This window comes from Planctopirus sp. SH287, assembly GCF_056500625.1.
Genome location: NZ_CM151403.1, coordinates 572,830 through 591,335, shown reverse-complemented (window position 1 = coordinate 591,335; position 18,506 = coordinate 572,830). Strand labels below are relative to the sequence as shown.

Annotated in this window: 16 protein-coding genes; 5 read left to right on the top strand and 11 right to left on the bottom strand. The window is 53.4% G+C overall.

Annotation, left to right across the window (positions count from 1 at the left end):
* The first annotated feature begins 31 nt into the window (after window positions 1–31).
* Entirely contained in the window at window positions 32–1,501 is a 1,470-nt protein-coding gene (locus SH287x_RS02150; RefSeq protein ID WP_479516798.1) for a glutamate synthase subunit beta, read from the top strand.
* A gap of 484 nt (window positions 1,502–1,985) precedes the next feature.
* Here SH287x_RS02150 and SH287x_RS02145 read toward each other — a convergent pair whose 3' ends face one another.
* The 10 genes from SH287x_RS02145 to SH287x_RS02100 all read right to left on the bottom strand — a co-directional run bounded on the left by SH287x_RS02145 (window position 1,986) and on the right by SH287x_RS02100 (window position 13,596).
* Window positions 1,986–2,489: a GNAT family N-acetyltransferase gene (locus tag SH287x_RS02145; RefSeq protein ID WP_479516797.1), complete on the bottom strand. Its 504-nt coding sequence runs from the start codon at window positions 2,487–2,489 to the stop codon at window positions 1,986–1,988.
* On the bottom strand, window positions 2,482–2,760 hold the full coding sequence (locus tag SH287x_RS02140) for a type II toxin -antitoxin system TacA 1-like antitoxin (protein WP_479516796.1): 279 nt from the start codon (window positions 2,758–2,760) through the stop codon (window positions 2,482–2,484). The genes SH287x_RS02145 and SH287x_RS02140 overlap by 8 nt, the downstream gene beginning before the upstream one ends.
* Window positions 2,761–2,894: 134 nt before the next feature.
* Entirely contained in the window at window positions 2,895–4,121 is a 1,227-nt protein-coding gene (locus tag SH287x_RS02135) for a hypothetical protein (protein ID WP_479516795.1), read from the bottom strand.
* A gap of 391 nt (window positions 4,122–4,512) precedes the next feature.
* Window positions 4,513–7,062: an ABC transporter permease subunit/CPBP intramembrane protease gene (locus SH287x_RS02130; protein WP_479516794.1), complete on the bottom strand. Its 2,550-nt coding sequence runs from the start codon at window positions 7,060–7,062 to the stop codon at window positions 4,513–4,515.
* Window positions 7,059–7,883, bottom strand: a complete 825-nt coding sequence (locus SH287x_RS02125; protein WP_479516793.1) for an ATP-binding cassette domain-containing protein — start codon at window positions 7,881–7,883, stop codon at window positions 7,059–7,061. The genes SH287x_RS02130 and SH287x_RS02125 overlap by 4 nt, the downstream gene beginning before the upstream one ends.
* Before the next feature lie 476 nt (window positions 7,884–8,359).
* The gene (locus SH287x_RS02120) at window positions 8,360–9,523 is read right to left on the bottom strand and encodes a 3-oxoacyl-ACP synthase III (RefSeq protein ID WP_479516792.1); all 1,164 of its coding nucleotides are present in this window, start codon (window positions 9,521–9,523) and stop codon (window positions 8,360–8,362) included.
* 394 nt (window positions 9,524–9,917) lie between these two features.
* Window positions 9,918–11,345, bottom strand: a complete 1,428-nt coding sequence (locus SH287x_RS02115; RefSeq protein WP_479516791.1) for an ATP-binding protein — start codon at window positions 11,343–11,345, stop codon at window positions 9,918–9,920.
* On the bottom strand, window positions 11,345–12,037 hold the full coding sequence (locus SH287x_RS02110; RefSeq protein WP_479516790.1) for a response regulator transcription factor: 693 nt from the start codon (window positions 12,035–12,037) through the stop codon (window positions 11,345–11,347). Before SH287x_RS02110 ends, SH287x_RS02115 begins: the two co-directional genes overlap by 1 nt.
* A 159-nt stretch (window positions 12,038–12,196) precedes the next feature.
* Window positions 12,197–12,622 (bottom strand): hypothetical protein, encoded by a 426-nt coding sequence (locus tag SH287x_RS02105; RefSeq protein ID WP_479516789.1) that lies wholly within the window; start codon window positions 12,620–12,622, stop codon window positions 12,197–12,199.
* Window positions 12,623–12,774: 152 nt separating this feature from the next.
* The gene (locus SH287x_RS02100) at window positions 12,775–13,596 is read right to left on the bottom strand and encodes a sugar phosphate isomerase/epimerase family protein (RefSeq protein WP_479516788.1); all 822 of its coding nucleotides are present in this window, start codon (window positions 13,594–13,596) and stop codon (window positions 12,775–12,777) included.
* A gap of 245 nt (window positions 13,597–13,841) precedes the next feature.
* Between SH287x_RS02100 and SH287x_RS02095 the strand changes: the two genes are divergently transcribed.
* The 3 genes from SH287x_RS02095 to SH287x_RS02085 all read left to right on the top strand — a co-directional run bounded on the left by SH287x_RS02095 (window position 13,842) and on the right by SH287x_RS02085 (window position 16,432).
* A complete protein-coding gene (locus tag SH287x_RS02095; protein ID WP_479516787.1) occupies window positions 13,842–14,597 on the top strand; it encodes a HEAT repeat domain-containing protein in 756 nt (251 codons plus the stop codon).
* A 343-nt stretch (window positions 14,598–14,940) separates the two neighbouring features.
* Window positions 14,941–15,483 (top strand): TspO/MBR family protein, encoded by a 543-nt coding sequence (locus SH287x_RS02090; protein WP_479516786.1) that lies wholly within the window; start codon window positions 14,941–14,943, stop codon window positions 15,481–15,483.
* Between the two features lie 148 nt (window positions 15,484–15,631).
* On the top strand, window positions 15,632–16,432 hold the full coding sequence (locus SH287x_RS02085; protein ID WP_479516785.1) for a class I SAM-dependent methyltransferase: 801 nt from the start codon (window positions 15,632–15,634) through the stop codon (window positions 16,430–16,432).
* Window positions 16,433–16,663: 231 nt separating this feature from the next.
* Here the strand turns inward: SH287x_RS02085 and SH287x_RS02080 are convergent, their stop codons facing one another.
* Window positions 16,664–16,906, bottom strand: a complete 243-nt coding sequence (locus tag SH287x_RS02080; RefSeq protein ID WP_479516784.1) for a carbon storage regulator — start codon at window positions 16,904–16,906, stop codon at window positions 16,664–16,666.
* Between the two features lie 534 nt (window positions 16,907–17,440).
* Between SH287x_RS02080 and SH287x_RS02075 the strand changes: the two genes are divergently transcribed.
* Window positions 17,441–17,968: a hypothetical protein gene (locus SH287x_RS02075; protein WP_479516783.1), complete on the top strand. Its 528-nt coding sequence runs from the start codon at window positions 17,441–17,443 to the stop codon at window positions 17,966–17,968.
* The last annotated feature ends 538 nt before the right edge of the window (window positions 17,969–18,506 follow it).

Here is an 18,506-nt window from a genome sequence, read left to right as displayed (position 1 = left end):
AGCCGGCCACGTTTTTCGGGAATGATCAATCATGGGTAAGCCCACCGGTTTCAAAGAATTCACACGTCAGGTTCCTGCGGATCGTTCGCCAAAATTACGCATCCTCGATTGGAATGAATTTCATGATCACATGCCCGAAGGTGACCTGCGCAAGCAGGGTGCCCGCTGCATGGATTGTGGCGTGCCGTTCTGTCATACCGGCCAGTTGATGGCAGGCATGGCCGCCGGTTGCCCGATCAACAACCTGATCCCTGAGTGGAATGATCTGGTTTATCGCGGCCATTGGCGCGAAGCACTGGATCGTCTTCACAAGACCAACAATTTCCCGGAGTTCACTGGCCGGGTTTGCCCTGCTCCTTGTGAAGGCTCCTGCGTGCTGGGGATTACCAATCCTCCCGTCACTATCAAGAACATTGAATGTTCGATTGTCGATAAAGGTTACGAAGAAGGCTGGATCACGGCCAAGCCGCCGCGAGTGCGCACTGGCAAGAAAGTCGCTGTGGTTGGTTCCGGCCCGGCTGGTCTTTCCGCCGCCGCCCAATTGAACAGCGCCGGGCATCTCGTCACGGTCTTTGAACGGGCTGATCGCATTGGCGGGCTGCTGATGTACGGCATTCCCAACATGAAGCTGGAAAAGCATGTCGTCGAGCGCCGCGTCAAACTGCTCGAAGAAGAAGGCGTCACCTTCAAAACTGGTGTTGAGATCGGCAAGGACATCCCTGCTGACCAACTGAAGAAAGAATTCGACGCTGTCGTTCTCTGTATGGGAGCCACCCGTCCGCGCGATCTCCCCATTCCCGGCCGTAACCTCAAGGGCATTCACTTCGCCATGGAATTTCTCCATGCGAATACCAAAAGCCTGCTTGACTCCGAGCTTTCCAATGGTCAATTCATCTCTGCCAAAGGCAAGCATGTGATTGTCATTGGTGGTGGCGATACCGGTAACGACTGCTTAGGGACATCAGCCCGTCACGGTTGTGCCAGTCTGCTCAATCTGGAAATCGTGCCCAAGTCGCCCGAGGCTCGGGCTGCGAACAACCCCTGGCCTCAATGGCCGCGAACTCACAAGGTTGATTACGGTCATGCCGAAGCGGAAGCGGTCTTTGGGAATGACCCCCGCAGCTATAGCACCACCGCGCTGGAATTTATTGGCAACGAAGAGGGTCAGCTCAAGTCGATCCGGATTGCTCAGGTGGAACCAGCCCCTCCTTTCAAGCCGATTGCCGGCACCGAACGAGAAGTTCCCGCGGATCTGGTCTTGCTGGCCATGGGTTTCCTCGGGCCAGAGTCTCCAATCTCGGCTCAATTGGGTGTCAATCTGGATGAGCGGTCGAACTATAAGGCCGATCACGGGAAGTACACCACAAATGTTCCAGGCGTCTTTGCCGCTGGCGATTGCCGCCGTGGTCAGAGCCTTGTCGTCTGGGCGATCAATGAAGGCCGCGGTGTCGCCCGTGCGGTTGATCTGCACCTGATGGGGAAAACCGATCTGACCGCCTAGATGAGTTTGATCCCAGGCGAGTTTCCGTTGAGTTCACTCCTATGAAAAGAGCACTGCTGGTTGATCAGCAGTGCTCTTTTCATAGGGCATTGCCAGACGCTCCTTGATGGCGATGCCATTTGGCCCGCCACTCAGAAGCGAATCTTTTAAGATGCAAACCACTGTTAACCCGCGCAGGCGGGAAACGGTGGCACGCAGCGCCGGGTGAGAGATTCTCCAGTGAGTGTTCTCTATAGAGAAACGTGCCTGGGTCGCTATTGACGAGCCGTTGCCTGAGATGCCTCAAGATGGTGCGTTTCACGCACCCTACCAATACTGCCAAATGTGTGGCGTGTGAAGGCTTTGTGACAAAGGTTGCTCTTCGACAATTTGCCCTCGTGCCGTGTCACGACTTTGTCTTCGGGTTGCTGTCGCCGCAACGTCCTCCGTTGTCGGACTTAACGACAGAAGAGACCCGAGTTTTAGACTTTGACAATGCACTCGTTTATCCCAACACTTTTTGGATGGTGGCCAGAGGCAGGTAAAGATGTTTCAGGTTGTCTAGCAGCGGTGTAAAGCCGTACTTGACGTAAAATGCGACAGCGGAGTCGTCGAGGGCGTCCACTTCGACTGCGTGCGTCCCAAGGTTACTGGACAAATCCAGCGAGCGTTGAAGGGCGTCGAGCAGCAACCCTTCTCCCAATCGCTGGCCCTGTGCTAAGGAATCGACGGCAAGGCGGGCGAGGATAATAACGGGGACTGGATGCTTCGGAAGTTTACGTGATGCTTCAACCGGCAGATGATCAAATACGACGGATCCAGCCGCGAGGGTGTAGTAGCCGATGACCCGATTTTCGCCTTCAGGCACAGCCACGAAGGTCTTGCCCAGGCGTCGCTTTTCATACTGACTGACGCGGGTGCGGATGAAGTCATCGAGCGATGGCTTCCCACAGGTGAAGGCGGATCGGTCGTGGGCCTTGCCGAATGGTTCGATGATCCAGTTAGCCACGGCGAGCCTTGTGGCGAGAGGCAGCTTTCTTGAGGGCCGGCGCCGGGCCTGGAGGCTTCGTAATCAGAGAGAGAAAACGGTCGCGATCCGCGTCTGAGAGGGGGGCGGCGGATTCCTCGGCAAAAGCAAGGTCGTCCTCGGCGACTACTTTGGCTCTGCGTACGCGCAGCTCGGTCTCACTCACCTGTTCGATAATAACTGTCGAGTTGGCGAACGTTTTTGGCAAAACCAGCCGGGCCTTGGCATCGGTCGTCCGCGTTTCAATGTGCATGGAGACTCCTTCTTTCAACAGGAAGTGAAGTCTAGCACAAACCCACTCGAGCATCCAGTGGGATTTTCCCACTGAATACTCAAGTGGGTTTATAGAAAGAAAGTAACGCGTTCTCCCCTGTGAGATCTGCGGGACTAATATCGAGGAGTTGCGCTCTGAATCTCTATTGGCAATGGTGGCCAGGTGCTGAGTTGATGGCGGGGATCCATTGGCGAGGTGGCGGGGACAATGACTGGCAGTGGACGGGCTATTCCCGAAGTCATGGGGAGCACACGGGGCGCAGGTTCCTGATTGAGGACCTGTTCAAGCCGTTCGGTTTGTTCGTTCGTTGCTGCGGCACGGGTGACTGCCGTTATGCCGGGAAGTTCAGGCAGAGTTGATAACGCTGGCGGCAAGATCAGGCTTGAGGGCTGAGCAGACACCCTGTTCCCGGCATATGCTTCCTGACGAGGCACAATGACATCATCAAGGAACTCTGGCGTGCCCAACTCGATCATCGGTTGTGCTTGAGAGGTCATAATGGGTGTCGTTCCCGCTCCGAACCCATGGGAAACTGTCTTTGCGAATGGAGCCGACCAATCACGTGATGCCCCCAACGCTCCGGTAAGTCCGGGCAGCAACGGGCCATCACTCAGGGGAGCAGTCTCAGGGCGGTTATGCGCGTAGGGGCTTTCCGCCACGTTGGTGAGGGTGTCATCCGCTCTATCTGTTCGGGACTCTGCCTGAGATGGGAGAACGGTTTCCACTGGCGTTTTCGCAAAGTGTTCCTGCATGGATGTCTCTGCAGGCGGGGCCTTGGCAGGAGATTTCCCGGCAACAGAAGCATTCGTCGAAGCCCAGCTTGGCCGATCCAGTCGCCCTGAGGGAGAAGCACTGCGCGAAGTCGTCTTGGCGTCCGTGATCGGCTTAGGCTTGGGCCACGAAGGGAGCCAGTCTTTCGCCTGATCGAGCAGTTTTTGTGGGGCGGTCACATCATTTTTGGGAGCCGTTTTTGACTTTGCTCCCACGCCCGGCAAAGGAGGAATGTCTTCAGTCGCAGGGGCTGGTGCCGATCCTGGACTCTCGGCAGGACTTGGTGTTGGTATTGGCGTCGGAGTGAGATACTCCTGTGAAGGCAAGGAATGACCACCGGGGAAGGAAGTTCCCGGAGGCAACTGACGCATTTCCACATCGGGCAACGATGACTTCCAAGGAGTCGCGTCACCCTGCGAAAAATCTCCGGCATTACCTGGAGAACAGGAGACTTCGGGAGTGGTACAGGCGGGAGTCTCGTAGACTGGCTTTCCCACGGAAATCGAACAGCAACCCGTCGCAGAGAGCAACGCACTTGCCACACATGTTCGCCAGTGGAATGGAACCATGCTGCCTACCGTCCTTCTAGTCGCCTCGTCACAGGCCATAACACGGAAGGAAGACATCGGGAAAAACCAGCGTATCGCACCAAATGTTGAGCGAGCCGCCGCCTGATCCTTCAAGACCATCCGTGAAAAAAGAATCCTGAAAGGGAGCACGTCATTAGCCGCATGAGCGGAAGTTCAACGGCAGTTCCCTTGTCTGTGACGTTCATCGAACGATCTTGCGGCATTAAAGCGGCAAAAATGACCGCGAGTGAACAAACCTGCCAGAGTCTCGCCCATGCTGCAAGATGTATGCAGGAAACCAGTCGTGCGGGCTATATGCACACGTCAAATACTGCGGGCCTGGAAGACTTCAAGGCTTGTTAGGGTCGTAGCGCCTCGGCAGGCTGGCTCATCAGGAGATGGCAGGGATCCGCGAGGCAGCGGTATCTTCTGGTGACGTTTCGTCGGCAGGCAGGCTGTCTTCTCGTGGGGGATAAGGCCGGCTGACCAGCCAGGTGAGCAACGTCATTGTCACGAGGCCACAGAAAACCAGCAGCAGCGGACGGAACGTCAGTTCTCCCTCTGAGAGAGAAATCAGCAATTCGTGGGGGCCGGGCTGAGCCAGGCTGGACGATTGCCGGCTCAATACGACTTGCATCCCATTATGAATGAAATGGTAGATGATCCCCGGCAAAATGCTGCGGCTCTGCACCGCCAGCAAGCCGATGACCATCCCCAGGAGAGCTGCATTGAAGACCTGCTGGGAGACCATGTGAATCGCGCCGAAGCACAGGGCTGAAATCACGATGGCCAGCCCGTGGCGTCCTCCTTGTCTGAAGCCACTGAGCATGAAGCCGCGGAATGCCAGTTCTTCGCAGATGGCTGGTGCGACAGCAAAAGCCAGGACTAATAGCCAGAAAGGTTGCTCTTGGGTGGAGAGGAGTTCAGCGACGACTTTCATGCTTTCGGGAAGTGGCGGAAAGAACCATGCCAGTCGATGAGACAGTTCCAGTGAGAGCGGGAAAATCGCCAGCGCTAACACAGGGGCAGCCAGGAGATAGCGTAATTTGGGAAGTCGAAACTGAAATGTCTGACGAATGCTGGTTGTCAGCATGATCCCCATGATCAGCGCGGGGGTCGCTACAATCGCGATCTGCTGAATGATCAGCAGCTTGAGCATGACACCGCCCAGTTCCTCGGGTTTGGCGTTACTGAGTGGTTGCTGGAACATCTTCAAAGCTGCGAACTGCAAAAGCATCAGGACGACAAAGCAGACTCCAGCTTCTGCAAACGATGGTGTGGGTGTTTTGTCGCGGAGAAGTTGCTTCAACCACAGTTTGATCTCGAACCGCTCCGACTCGCGGAATAGCACTTCTTCCCGATTGAACTGGTCAATCGCCCACCAGAGCGCCAGGAGACTATATCCCGCTGAGGTGATCAGTACGGGGATCGAATAGAGCCATAGCAATTGCGAGTCAGCTGTGCCCAGCAGTCGCTCTTTGAGTAACAGCGCGGGGCCGACAACTGGGAGCACACTGTAAAATGGCTGCATTTCAACAGCAGGAGAGAGACAAAAGACCGTTAAACCCAGTGTCACCATCAACAAAGGAGTCAAATAATACTGCCCTTCTTTGGAACTGCGGGCAAATGTCGCCAGGGCCAGGCAGAGCGCACTGAAGAGAGCCGCTATCGGCAGCAGCAGAATCGCGACCCAGATCAATGACGTGAACGGCGGTAGTGTTAAATCAATGCCTCGCGACATATTTCCTGCCGCCAGTGACGACACGTATTTGCCTGTAAAACTGAGACTGAGCAGATTGAGCACTGCTGTCGCGATGCTGAAGCACATCACGGTGAAAAATTTCCCGAGCACAATTTCCGTACGGCTGGCGGGGCAGATCAGCAGGGTCTCCATGGTGCCGCGTTCTTTTTCCCCAGCAGCCAGGTCGATGGCGGGATAAAACGCTCCCGTGACCGACATGATGATCAGCATGGCAGGGAAGAGTTTGCTCCAGATGTTGTTGGCCACCTGCTGCGAATCGGCCAGTTCCATGACGTTTGCGCGAACCGGCCTTGGCAACTGCTCGGGCAGGCCACCGGCACGAAGTTGCTCACGCAAAATCTGTCGTTCCCACGATTCCATCACTTCGACAACTCGTGTATAGGCAATAACCGATTTGTCATCAGCCCGATTACGAATGATCAGGGGGCGCGGGTAATCGAGAAGCTCTTTCTTTGTGGAAGCATTCTGTGCCCCGCCACTATCACTCTGACGTGCCAGTTGCTGCTTGACGTTATCAATGTTTTTGGCGAATCCCGGAGGAATCACAATCAGGACTTGAATGCCGCTTTGCTTAAAAAGCTCACTCATTTCCTTTTTCAGCGTCTGTTGCTTCTCCTCCTGTTCGGAGGAAAGCACCGCTTCAGGAAGATGGCGATCAATCGCAGCCGGGTTGATGGCCCGCAGTTGTTCGATCAATGACCGGAGCCTGAATGCCTCTGTCAGAATCTGCTCACGACGTTTGTTTTGCTCGGTTGTCAGTGGTCGACTGCGTGTGGTGCTGGCGGCTTTCGGGGATCCTGCGGTCTTCAGGGATTCAGCAGATGGTTCGTTAGAAGCCGTTTCCGCTGGGTTATCAGTAGCAGATCGTTTCAAACTGGTGGGCGGGAGGGGAAGATCATTGATGACATCCAGTTTGCTCTGGCTGTCGACATTGGTTTCAAACCAGGCGCGAGCAAAGCGGTTGCCATCAAGTAGTTCAGGTGGTGGCAAATCGGCAGCCCCCAGCACAACCACTGTGCGGGGTTGCTCACTGAAAAGCACTGTCAGTTGCATCATGCCGATCCCGAGTGAGGGATAAAGCAGCAGAGGCAGGACAGCCACCATGAACAACGTGCGGCGGTCTCTCAATTGATCGAGGACTTCGCGACCGAAAATCAGACGAATGTTACGCCAGTTCACGACGACACCTCATTGGGGAGGGCGTTCTCATTGATGCCGGGATTGATGGAGTCTTCGTTCTCGCGCAGTCGTTCCGCTTCTGCGGCGTCACACGCAGAAATCAGCTCAAAGAACAGTTCTTCAATGTCTCGCTGGTGGTGCGTATCCCGAAGTTCGTCAATGGTGCCGCAGGCTAGAATGCGGCCACGATAGATGATCGCAATACGGTCGCAGAGTTTTTCCACTTCACGCATGATGTGTGTGGAAAAAATAATGCACTTCCCTTCGTCTCGCAGTGATTCCACAGCATGAATCACTCTTCTGGCCACCAGAACATCCAGTCCACTGGTCGGCTCATCAAAGATCATGACCGGTGGATCGTGCACAATGGCCCGAGCAATAGAAACTTTCTGTTTCATCCCCGTCGACATCTTGGAACCCAACACTTCACGGATTTCATTCATCTGAAGTGTTGTGAAGATGGTATTGAGACGTTGTTCCAGGCGTTCTTTTGGGATGCCATAAAGGCGGCCATAATATTCGACCAGTTCCCACGCCGTCATCCGGTCATAGATGCCGGTATTGTTCGACATAAAGCCAATACGGCTGCGAACTTCTGCGGGATGAGTGGCAACGTCATAGCCCGCGATCAATGCCGATCCCGAGGATGGTTTTAAGACGGTGCTGAGAATACGCAGGCACGTGGTCTTGCCGGCCCCGTTGGGGCCTAGCAGACCGAAAATCTCTCCGGGTTTGACCTCAAAGCTGACATGATCAAGCGCCAGCCGATCGCCCGTCTTCAGATCCGAGAATTTTTTGGTGAGTTGTTCCAGTTGAATCATGAAAGCCAACTGACTGGCAAACAGTTAGTCATTACGGAGTCCCTGAAAGTCGATTCAGGCGATCTCCAGAGGAAGCCAACTATTCGTTAAGGATGTTATCTTCGGCATGTGGGGTGTGCGAAGTGAGGTACGATACGAATCCACACGCCCACCTAATAATTCACGCGTCTTCTGCCGTGTCACGGCTTTGTCTTAGGGTTGATGTCGCCGCAACGTCCTCCGTTGTCGGACTCTACAACCTGTTCAACCCTGCTTTTCAACTTTGACAATGCACTACTCAGTGAATCGAAATGGAAGCAATCTGGCGCAAGTCTACATCGAAAGTGGCACTCTTGTGGCGAGAATTCCCCAAGAGAATCCGTTTCACTTCAATTCCGATAACGGGTCAGAACGCTTGTTCCGAATCGCCCGCCAGAAGGATCCGGAAAACGGAAACCAGAGCCGAGATGAAGCCCTCACTCTTGCCAGCCTGATGCCTACCAGTCGATGGCCAGCATCAGACAATTCAGGCCACTCCCGATCCCCAGGAACGCGACACGATCACCGGGTACGAGGAACCCCCGTTCATCGGCCAGAGCCGCTGTGATGGGCAATGACACCGTGCCTATGTTCCCTAAAAACGGAAAGGTCGCGAAATCTTTTTCCAGAGGGATGCCCAATGATTTTAGCACTTGCTCGCGATGGCCTTTACCCACCTGATGGCAGATAACCTTATCGATATCCTGAGGCTTCATCCCGAGTTTGGCCAACAATGATGTCCAGGTCTTCATCCCCAGTTCGACACCGTATTTCATCACAGAAATGGAGTCTGTCTGCATGAACTGATTAAACGCATGCGAAAGTTTCGCCGGGAGTATTCCGCTCACCTTCTGCTGCACCAACTGTGGCATCAGCGATCCCAGCTTTGTGTGAGTAACAGCATTGGGCAGCACCTGTTCGACCTTGTTGACAGCTGCCGGCAGCAACGATTCAAACCCCCAGCGACAGAGTTCGTGATGCTCGGGAGCCGCCAGCAGGCTACCGCCCAGCAATCGATGGCCGCGCCCTTTGGAGAAGGATCCATCGGTGAGGATGACCGCAACGGCACCGCTTCCCCCCGTCAATGTGGCGAGCGACTTCGTCAGATTCTCCATCGTGGGATCTTCATGCAGACGCTGAATCGTGTATTCAATGATCTCTCTGGCCGACTCACAGGAAACAACCATTCCGGCACGAATCTGGCCCAGTTCGATTTTATTCGCGATGTCGACGATGCCATTCAAAACACCCAGGCAGGCGTTGCTGATGTCGTAAACTGCGATGTCGTCTGCCAGGCGTAAGTTGGCTGCCACGCCACAGGCTGTGGCGGGTTCAAACTGTTCTCGACAGACGCCGGCATAGATCAATGCGCCCAGATCGTGTGTTGAGACATTGGATTGCTCCAGCGCCCGACGGGCGGCGGCCGTTGCCCCTTCCGTCAACTTGTAACCTTCCGGCCACCAGCGGCGCTCCGAAATTCCTGTCCAGGCTTCAAGCTGCCCCATGCTGACCTTGAGCTTGTCATAGACTGCCGCCAGCCGCTCTTCAAGCTCAACCGATGTCACCACCACGGGCGCCAGTTCGTAGCCGATGGTTTCAATTTGGACTTTTGTGTATCGCATAGGAAGAGTGGGTATTTGGTGATGGAAGTTGGGGGTTTGTCAGCCAGTTAGGTTCACGGGTGGTACGACCACTTTGTCCCGGCAGATTATTCAACTTGTCCGCAGGCTCGTCAGGACTGCTCGCTGTTCCTGTTTCGCGGCTTTTCGCAGCTCTTAAAGAATCGCAGGTGACCTTCGCCCTGACAACTCCCCAGACCATAATCCCATCAGATGCGACTCGGTTTTGATTGTTTTGAGGTTCATCGGCCGGACGTATGTGGTCATTTTTGGGGCTTAACACACAGTCGCATCCTCCATTGCTGGAGAGGTTTTGCAAGTGGTTTACCCCTTCTTTAAAGATGAGAAGCCCTGACAGGGCATTTCAGAGCTGTGAGATTATCCATGGTTTGAACGGCTATGCAGTGGCAACGTCACTACTCGGGCTTTGGATAACAAAACGAGTTCCCTTCGGGTTGCGACCTTGGCAACTCACTTTCCCCCCCATGCTCTGAACAATGGCCATGACGAGAGAAAGCCCTAAGCCTGTTCCTTCAATTCCCGCTTTACGAGCCAGAGGAGATCGATAAAACGGCTCAAAGATTGCCTCGCGTTCTGCTGGCTCAATGCCGCAGCCTTCGTCGTCGATTGCGATCTGAGTCGATCCATTCCGGGATTTTGCGGAGATCATCACTGGAGTACCTGCCGCGCTGTACTTAAAAGCATTCCCGATGAGGTTATCAAGGGCTTGATTGAGAAGGGCCGACGAAGCCCGAATCATCGTGCCAGGTGCAACATCAGATGTGAGATCTTTCGCACGGGGATGCTCACTCCAGCGTTTCAGATATTGCGGCAACCAGATATCAAGTGGCAGGAGTTCCAAAGCCGGTGGCAAAGACTGTCCAGCCGCTCTGGCGAGATAGAGCAGTGTTTCGACAATCTGTTGCAGTTCATCCGTTTGACTGCTGAGTTTTTTCAGTATCTGTCGATAATCTTCGCCTTCCCGCGGACGTCTCAACGCGACGTCGATCTCTCCTCTTAAGATCGTTAGCGGTGTCCGCAATTGGTGGGCAGCATCACCCGTGAACCTCTGCTGCTGCTCAAAAGCTCGCTGTAATTGAGCCAGCAACCTATTAAACGCGATTGCCAGCGTGGAGAGTTCATCACGGCGCGCAGCGACAGGCAATCTCAAGTGGAAGTCGGCATTAGTCATTGAGGCTGCTTGCCGTGACATTTCGCCCAGCGGTGCCAGTGCTGCCCGGCAATACCATCGTCCAATGATGGCCGCCATGATCCAGAAGAGCACAGGGAGAAGCGTGACCAGCGCCAGCAACCTCCAAAGGTTTATCTGTAGATCATGTTGATTTCTGGCGACAAAGATTGTCAGCGAAGAGAATTCATCAAATTCCATTTCGGAACTGACTTTGGGTTCCGTCGCCGCCAGACGTTTTTTCAGAACGCGCCAGAGGTCGGAATTGAATTGCTGTGATGGGTCTGGAGCATTTTCTGTCCAGAAGGCAATCAGTGCCAAATCCTGAGGATCAGCGATATTCAGGTTACGTGAGTGATCGACAATTCCTCCATGTGGAGCGATCAGCACCCAACGGACATCATCCACATTATGTTCATCACCGAATTCAATAGTGTGTTCAGTTGGCTGCCATTTAATCGCATCGCTCTCTGCTTCGATGGCTGCCACAAGTCCATTTAAGGCGTTGGTCATGGGCTGATCAAACTGCTGAAATAGCGACTCGCGAATCAACAGGTTGACCATGAGCGAATAGCCTGCCAGACAAATCGCTAGTGCAACCAGAAAGAACCAGGAGACACGGTGGACGAGAGTCATCAATCATCCCCGCCACTTGGATCTAATTCAAAGAGATAGCCACGTCCGCGACGTGTCTGAATGACGCGGGAACCGAAGGCTTCAAGCTTTCGACGCAGTTCTTTGACATGGACTTCAATCGTGTTGGAAAGCCCATCAAACTGATCTCCCCAGACACTGTCAAAGATCAGCGTTCTTGAAAGAATTCGCCCTGGGTTTCTCAGAAACAGGCAGAGAAGCATGAATTCTTTGGCCGTCAAATCCACCAGGTTGCCATCACGCGTCACTCGTTGTGTCCCCAGATCGGCCCGAATGCCTAACTGATCAAGAATGAAGCCGCCCTTCTCCTCTGGCTTACGTAGCAAGACACGAATGCGGGCAAGAAGTTCCTCAAAAGCAAAGGGTTTGCAGAGATAGTCATTTGCTCCGGCGTCTAGCCCTTGGACCCGCTCGGCAATGGCATCACGAGCGGTCAAAAAGAGAACCGGCGTGATCCGATCCTGAGCACGAAACTGTTTTAATAAATCGATGCCATCGGCCCCGGGCAACCACCAATCCAGAATGACAAGATCCCATCTCCCCTGTTCCAGCAGGAGTGCGCCAGAGAAACCATCAGCAGCATGTTCAACAACATACCCTTCTTCTGCCAACCCTCTCAGAAGAAAGTCGGCAATGCGCTGCTCATCTTCAACCACTAGAATCCGATATCCCATGGCGTGACCTATTTCAAGTCTTGGGAAGATTATCTTCTGAATGACAAGCAAATTGAAATATTTCGGGTTTTGAATTCCCCCCTATTCAATCTTACTCAGTACATACATTACACAACTGACCGTTATTTATTACGAGTGTATCATCAGTCAGAGAGATTATCATTTCATTACATGGGCTGCTGCCCCCCTTCTTTCCTGCTGAACTGAAACAGCAGGACAAGATCGCCCATTTGTATACCACTGAGGTGGAATCTGTCGTTGATGGGATGAGTCACATGGGATATCACTGACAACTGAAGTTGATCTCAATGAATGATCCGATTCCTTATTTTTCGGCAATTGCGAGATCTGCTCATTCAGAGCCTGAGCTATATCAGATAGTAGACTCAGTAAGCCCATTGCCAGATAGAGGGTGCCAGCGACCAGCAAACCGTCCAGCATAATCGTTCCTGGCCAGCAGGCGTCGATCATCCAACCAATGGCACCAGGAATAAAGAGCACCATGGCAATGAGAAAGGCGATCTGAGATTCAGTGGCATTATCTATTGAATCAGAAATATGGATCTCGTCGGTATTGTGTTCCATGATAGACTCCAGAATCGGAATTGTGTCGGTAACGTGGTGTTACGTTTTCAATCCTATGGAGTCGATCTAAAGCCACGGTGAGCGGAAGATAAAATCGGCTTTATCTTCCTTGATTAATGGCCAAACAATTTCCTCAAGCAACCCAAGGGCACTTACCTGAGGCCTGTCTGCTTCAGCAGTTCATTGGTGTTTTCGTAGGCCTCCTGAACCCAGCCTTCAATCGCATCAGGATCGGGGCTGTATTCCAGTTCAATGGAGATGGCTCCCGGGACATTGAGTTCTCGAATTGCCTGGAGGTAAGGGACGAAATCGACCACGCCACGACCGGGAGGGAGGTCGCCGTGAATCTGGCCATCGCAGTCACTGATATGGACGTGAAAGGCCCTCCCTTTGAGCTTTACCAGTTCGCTGGCGGGAACCTTGGCAAGGCAAAGGTGGGAGATGTCAATGTTCGCGCCGACAGCCGGCTCATTGACGTCTCGCAGAAAGCGATCCATCGCATCGACACTATTGAGAAGTGAAAGATGAAAAGGTTCCAGCTCAAGAGCGATTTTCAGTCCTAATTCGCCGGCGTAAGCTCCCAAAGCCCTGCAGGCATCTACGGCGCTGGCCCATTGTTCATCAGGCGGGATGACTTCGCGATTCCAGATGTATTCGCCAAGCACCAGCAACAGATTTTCGCCGCCAAGCTCATAGACAAGATCCAGATGGCGGGTGGCTCGTTCAAGGTGGAACTTCCGCACGCTGGCAAACGGATCAATCAATCCGGCTGCGACGCAGCAAATGGAAACCAGAGGCAAATCGAGCCTGGCCAGTTCATTTCGGATGGCCCGTTTTTCAGTCACGGGGAGTTCGAGAGGGTCAACCAGCAGGTCGACAGAGTCAAAACCGATCTCTTTGGTTTTCTGAAGCCCCCAGACCGTCTCCCGGCCAGCTTGTCCCCAGGCGGAATTAATCAGTCCGAGTCGCGACATCGTGTTTCTCCGGTGGATGAACGTCGTTATGCTGCCCGCAGGATGATGCCGGAAGCCAAGGTTTGTCAAATCGTACCGGATGTCCCGAATCACGGCTTCGTTTGAAAGAATTATTTGCAGTCATGTCTTTTGTTGTCGGACTTGATCACCGTTTTGACTCGACTTTTTTACTGTGTCTCACTTGAGTACCCCCGGAATTCTTCGTTCAGCCTGTATTCTGAATAGCACAGCCCAGGAGCCAACCCATGACTCAATTGGATCGTTTCGATGGACTCTCCGTGGAAGAACTTCGCGGAAAACTGGCGAGTGCTTCGACGCCTGAGGCTCGGTTTCGTGCCATGGTAGGTTTATGTGCTCTACAGGAAAATGAGTCTGCTTACGCTGATTTGGCAGCGGCTCTGGAAAGTTCAGACGTTTCATTAGCGGCCTATGCCTGCAAGCAGGTGGCTCGTCGGGCGAGCGTATTTTCGCAAGAGCAGATGGAGGCTCTCCAGCCGAAGCTGGATCAGTGCCTGTCACATGAAGACCCTGACATCCGTTTTGAAGCGGCCCGCGCGTGGGTCTATTTTCCGTTCGACCAGAAGAAGGTTCATGAGTTGTTGAGAGCATTGCTCTCCGATTCAGGAACGCAGCCTCTGATGATTGGGCCGGTTCTGAAAACGTTGGCCAAGTCGCACGCTCCAGCCGAATATCTGGCCGATAAACTGCATGAACTGGCAGATCATGAGAAGGAAGATTTGCGGGAAGCGGTTGCCGAATCGATTGGACTTTCAGGAACAGCGGGGAATGTTTTCACACCTTTGTTGCTGAAACTTCTCGATGATGACGATCCCTTTGTACGCGAGCGAGCGACTCACAGTTTGGCCCTCGTCGGTGCCAGTTCGCCAGAAGTGATTGCAGCACTTGAAGAAGCGTCTCATGATGAAGACGAGGATTGTGCTCAGGAGGCGGTGAAATCCCTGGAGCAGATCCGGCATTTGCTTTCTCAGAAGTTACCATAGCTTTCTTGATGCTGACATGTCCTAATATGACCTGACTAATGAATCGAATTGGTCATCATCCTGCACGAGGTCATCAGGAAGACGTTTTATTTTGAAGGAATCAAAGAAGGCGTGAGTCATCAGCTTCTCTGTGGGTCGCACAAGGCCTGGATTGATTGAAGCCGTATCACTTGGCATTCATCAGTTGCGTTTCAGGCCAAGATCGCAGTCCCCCGCAGCCAGCAAGCCGCATCGACATTGGTGATTATGAAAGGTCAGAGGCAAGTTGTGCTTCCGACAAAAGATCATCCAGGACGGATGTCGAAAACGGTATTGGTTCAAGGCGCTTCAAATGGAGAACGTCATGTTGGGACTCTCGACCGCTGATGTGGATCTTTCGAGTGATCATCTCAATAATTCTCCCGCACGCTCCATGCTGAGATTTGCGGTCTGTGCGGTCGTGGTGTTTATGGCTGCCGGGTATGCCTCCAGTTTTACGCCAGGTGATTGGTACGGCACACTGCGGCACCCTGTGGGCACGCCGCCTAATTGGGTCTTTCCCCCCGTCTGGTCAGTGCTTTATTCGTTGATGGCCATCACGGTCTGGTGGTTTTGGGAGCAATCCGAAGAGACAAGCGCCTCTTCAATGCGGCTGGTTCGCTGGGGGTTGGCCTTGTTTCTTGTTCAGTTGGCCATGAACGCGTTTTGGAGCCAACTCTTCTTTGGATGGCACTGGATGGGGGCTGCGTTAGTCGATATCTCTCTGCTGTGCCTTTCGATTTCTGCATTGATTGCGATTATCTGGCAACTCTCACCGTTGGCGGGTGCCCTGCTGATCCCTTATCTGTTCTGGGTTGGCTACGCCACATATTTAAATGCCAGCTTTCTGGCACTCAACCCCTCGTGAGTATTGAGTGTTGCTCATCGAAAGCTGCTGCTGAACCGGCTTTCCACTCCCTAATCCAGAGCCGGAAGTGTAGGCTAACAGCCTCCTTCAAAGATCCTCTCTTGCTTGAGAGGGCTTTGAAAGTCTCTTTCATCAGTGGAGCCACCAGATGTCACTTCTCCCTGCGATTCAATCCTATTCTCATACGAACTTTCTATTGGCATGCCTGCTGATTCTCATGAGCCAGATTTCGGGCGCAGCGATAGCGCAAGAACTTGCCGCAGAACCCGGCTCTCAAGCTGTTGAGAAAGCTCCGCCGCGCTATAGCTACCGCAAAAACCATGATCCCAATGGAACGGGTAAGTTCTATATGGGACGTGAGATTGCCCAGGTGATGAGCTTCCATGGGGCGCCCTGGCTCGAACGTCCTGAACGTGAGGAAGAAGAACGCCTCTCCAAACTGGTTGAACTGCTGGATTTGAAACCCGGTGAAGTGGCGGCCGACATTGGGGCGGGCTCCGGCGTGATCACGATGCTGATGGCCGAAAAAGTCGGGCCAAAAGGGAAGGTGATCGCCGTCGACATTCAGAAAGAGATGCTTGATCTTCTCGCAGACAAACTGAATCACCGCAATTTACTGAATGTTGAATTGGTCTTGGGAACGGAAAAGTCACCTCGTATTCCTGCCGGGACTCTCGACCTGGCACTCATGGTCGATGTTTATCATGAGCTTGAGTTTCCCCATGAAATGATGGACGCCATGGTGAGTAGCCTGAAGCCCGGAGGACGGCTGGTGTTTGTCGAATATCGTCGGGAAGATCCAGAAGTTCCGATCAAGTTGATTCATAAAATGAGTGTTGCCCAAGTTCGGAAAGAAGCCGAGCAGCCTGAATTCGGCCTGAAATGGCAGACAACCCACAAGAGCCTTCCACGGCAGCACGTCATCGTTTTTGAGAAACCAGCCAAGTAATATCTATTTCTTATCAATTGACACAAGGCGATATCTATTCCCTTTAGCCGATTGCGATGAGATTCCCTGCCAAAAGCCATGCAAGTAAGTTCTCTCGAGAGTGAGATCTCGCCGAAACGCTTCTTTGCCCCGTCCAAGAAGACACGCGGTGGTTCGTCACACTGAGGCGTAACCGTGTCCGTGAAACTTGAGCTTTTGAAAAACTGGGTGAAGTGGATGTGGGGGGGTGGGTTAGCTGGCGGCGGCCAGGGTGGTGGTGGCCTCATTTACTGACAGATCACTCACCCGCAGATCCAGAGCGGCTTCGGCGACCAGTGCCAGTCGTTGTTCTGCCAGCTCTCCCCGCAGCACGGCCACTTCCCGGGGAGCTTCAATACCGATCTTGACCGCCCCGGTGCTTGTGTGGATCACACGGATTACAATATCCTGACCAATCTGAATCGTTTCGTTTCGCTTGCGTGTGAGTACCAGCATGATCATCTCCCTTTGTCAAACTGTTTGATTCTGCGAAGCTCCTTGCTGATCGCATGGAACAGACTCCTATGCAGAGGCCGTGCCATTCGTTCTGGCACACCCATTTTCTTCCATTACCCCTGCAATAAAGGCCTATTTCATGTGTTTACCGGCGGATGTCGCCGGTCGCTTCCTCCTCCCTTGTAAGTTTGGAATCATGATCAGCAAAGCCCTGAAAGAATTACGAACTGGCCTCAAACTGGTGTTGTCGTAACGATACACCACAGATTCATCGCGATGTATTTTCGACAGTGCCGTCTGTACTTTTTTCAGGGCACTCATAACGAAACGGCAATCTGGGAAAAGATTGACGGCCGCTACTGCCGCCCAGAAGAGAAATCGATGTGATTCGCACCATTGGCACGGGTGGTGCATAAGTGATTCACCATCGCCAACGCTGACGCTCAGTCAGTCGCGGTGAGCAGGTGATCCGCAACGGCTTGTGCTGAGTCATAAGGAGCGGGTTGCCGGGACATCCTTTAAGGATTATGAATCATGGCTTTCAAGACACTGCTTTCTGCTGCGGCTCTGGCTCTCGGTTTGGCGGCCTCTTCGGCTCAGGCACAATGGTTGCCTAACCTGGGGCTGGGGATTCTGCAGGCGCCTCCTGCCAACAACTGCAACACCGGGTACTGCCCACCTGCCACAACCACACGCTATCAGCCTGTGAACTACACCACTCCCAACTATGGAACGACGTATGGCAACAGCTACACCCGTCCTGTGAGCTACTCACCTGTTTCGTACCAGAATAATTATGGGGTCAACAGCAACTGCCCCGGCGGTGTCTGCCCTCCCATGAACTGCGTCAATGGGCAATGTTTCCCCAGTACCAACAGCTATGGGCAGCCCGCTTATACTCCTGTGGGCTACAGCCGCCCTGTCCAGTACCAGACACCCGCTTCCAACTATTATCCTTCACAGCCCGGCTACTACGGCAACGACCGTTACCGGAACTCTCCTTCAGCAAACAACCATTTTCGTTCTTCTGCCAGCAACCTGAACAGCCCGTTCTATCCATAACCTGAAGAGGGCATCACGCCGGACGAGAGGGGGAACTGCCGTAAGGAAACATGGCCTATGAATGGAAATGAACGCTGATCATTCACCTGTGACACATCTCTGAAAACGCCCCACGGCCGATGCCGTGAGGCGTTTTTTTCATGCGCCGGGCAGGCTGTGAATGCCAATGGGGAAATCACTCACCCACACCCTTAACCTTCAAAGTCGTCGCGGGATGACACATCAGAATCCAGGAATTCGTGATCTGCGGTTGGCGAGTCAGTGGGTCGGTTTGCAATGGCACGGGGGAGTTGGTGCATTGCGCTTCGCTTCATGCACCCTACTAGTCCTCCTCGTCTAAAGTTGTGGGTATGAGCATCCTTCCCTGACTGTTTTCAAGGAAATCGCTGAGATCAGAACCCACATGATTAGTCGAGGTGAAACACTACGTGACTCATTCTACATGATGCCGCGCAACAAGGGGGATTAGGTTAGAGGGGATTCGCTGGGCGCGCCTCGTCGGTCAGGGCCATCAATGGGCCAGCCTGCGATCCGGAAG

Excerpts from the sequence above, each read along its gene's own strand:
- SH287x_RS02150 (WP_479516798.1), top strand. The coding sequence starts at position 32 with ATGGGTAAGCCCACCGGTTTCAAAGAATTCACACGTCAGGTTCCTGCG.
- SH287x_RS02140 (WP_479516796.1), bottom strand. The coding sequence starts at position 2,760 with ATGCACATTGAAACGCGGACGACCGATGCCAAGGCCCGGCTGGTTTTG.
- SH287x_RS02135 (WP_479516795.1), bottom strand. The coding sequence starts at position 4,121 with ATGGTTCCATTCCACTGGCGAACATGTGTGGCAAGTGCGTTGCTCTCT.
- SH287x_RS02125 (WP_479516793.1), bottom strand. The coding sequence starts at position 7,883 with ATGATTCAACTGGAACAACTCACCAAAAAATTCTCGGATCTGAAGACG.
- SH287x_RS02120 (WP_479516792.1), bottom strand. The coding sequence starts at position 9,523 with ATGCGATACACAAAAGTCCAAATTGAAACCATCGGCTACGAACTGGCG.
- SH287x_RS02115 (WP_479516791.1), bottom strand. The coding sequence starts at position 11,345 with ATGACTCTCGTCCACCGTGTCTCCTGGTTCTTTCTGGTTGCACTAGCG.
- SH287x_RS02110 (WP_479516790.1), bottom strand. The coding sequence starts at position 12,037 with ATGGGATATCGGATTCTAGTGGTTGAAGATGAGCAGCGCATTGCCGAC.
- SH287x_RS02105 (WP_479516789.1), bottom strand. The coding sequence starts at position 12,622 with ATGGAACACAATACCGACGAGATCCATATTTCTGATTCAATAGATAAT.
- SH287x_RS02100 (WP_479516788.1), bottom strand. The coding sequence starts at position 13,596 with ATGTCGCGACTCGGACTGATTAATTCCGCCTGGGGACAAGCTGGCCGG.
- SH287x_RS02095 (WP_479516787.1), top strand. The coding sequence starts at position 13,842 with ATGACTCAATTGGATCGTTTCGATGGACTCTCCGTGGAAGAACTTCGC.
- SH287x_RS02090 (WP_479516786.1), top strand. The coding sequence starts at position 14,941 with ATGTTGGGACTCTCGACCGCTGATGTGGATCTTTCGAGTGATCATCTC.
- SH287x_RS02085 (WP_479516785.1), top strand. The coding sequence starts at position 15,632 with ATGTCACTTCTCCCTGCGATTCAATCCTATTCTCATACGAACTTTCTA.
- SH287x_RS02080 (WP_479516784.1), bottom strand. The coding sequence starts at position 16,906 with ATGCTGGTACTCACACGCAAGCGAAACGAAACGATTCAGATTGGTCAG.
- SH287x_RS02075 (WP_479516783.1), top strand. The coding sequence starts at position 17,441 with ATGGCTTTCAAGACACTGCTTTCTGCTGCGGCTCTGGCTCTCGGTTTG.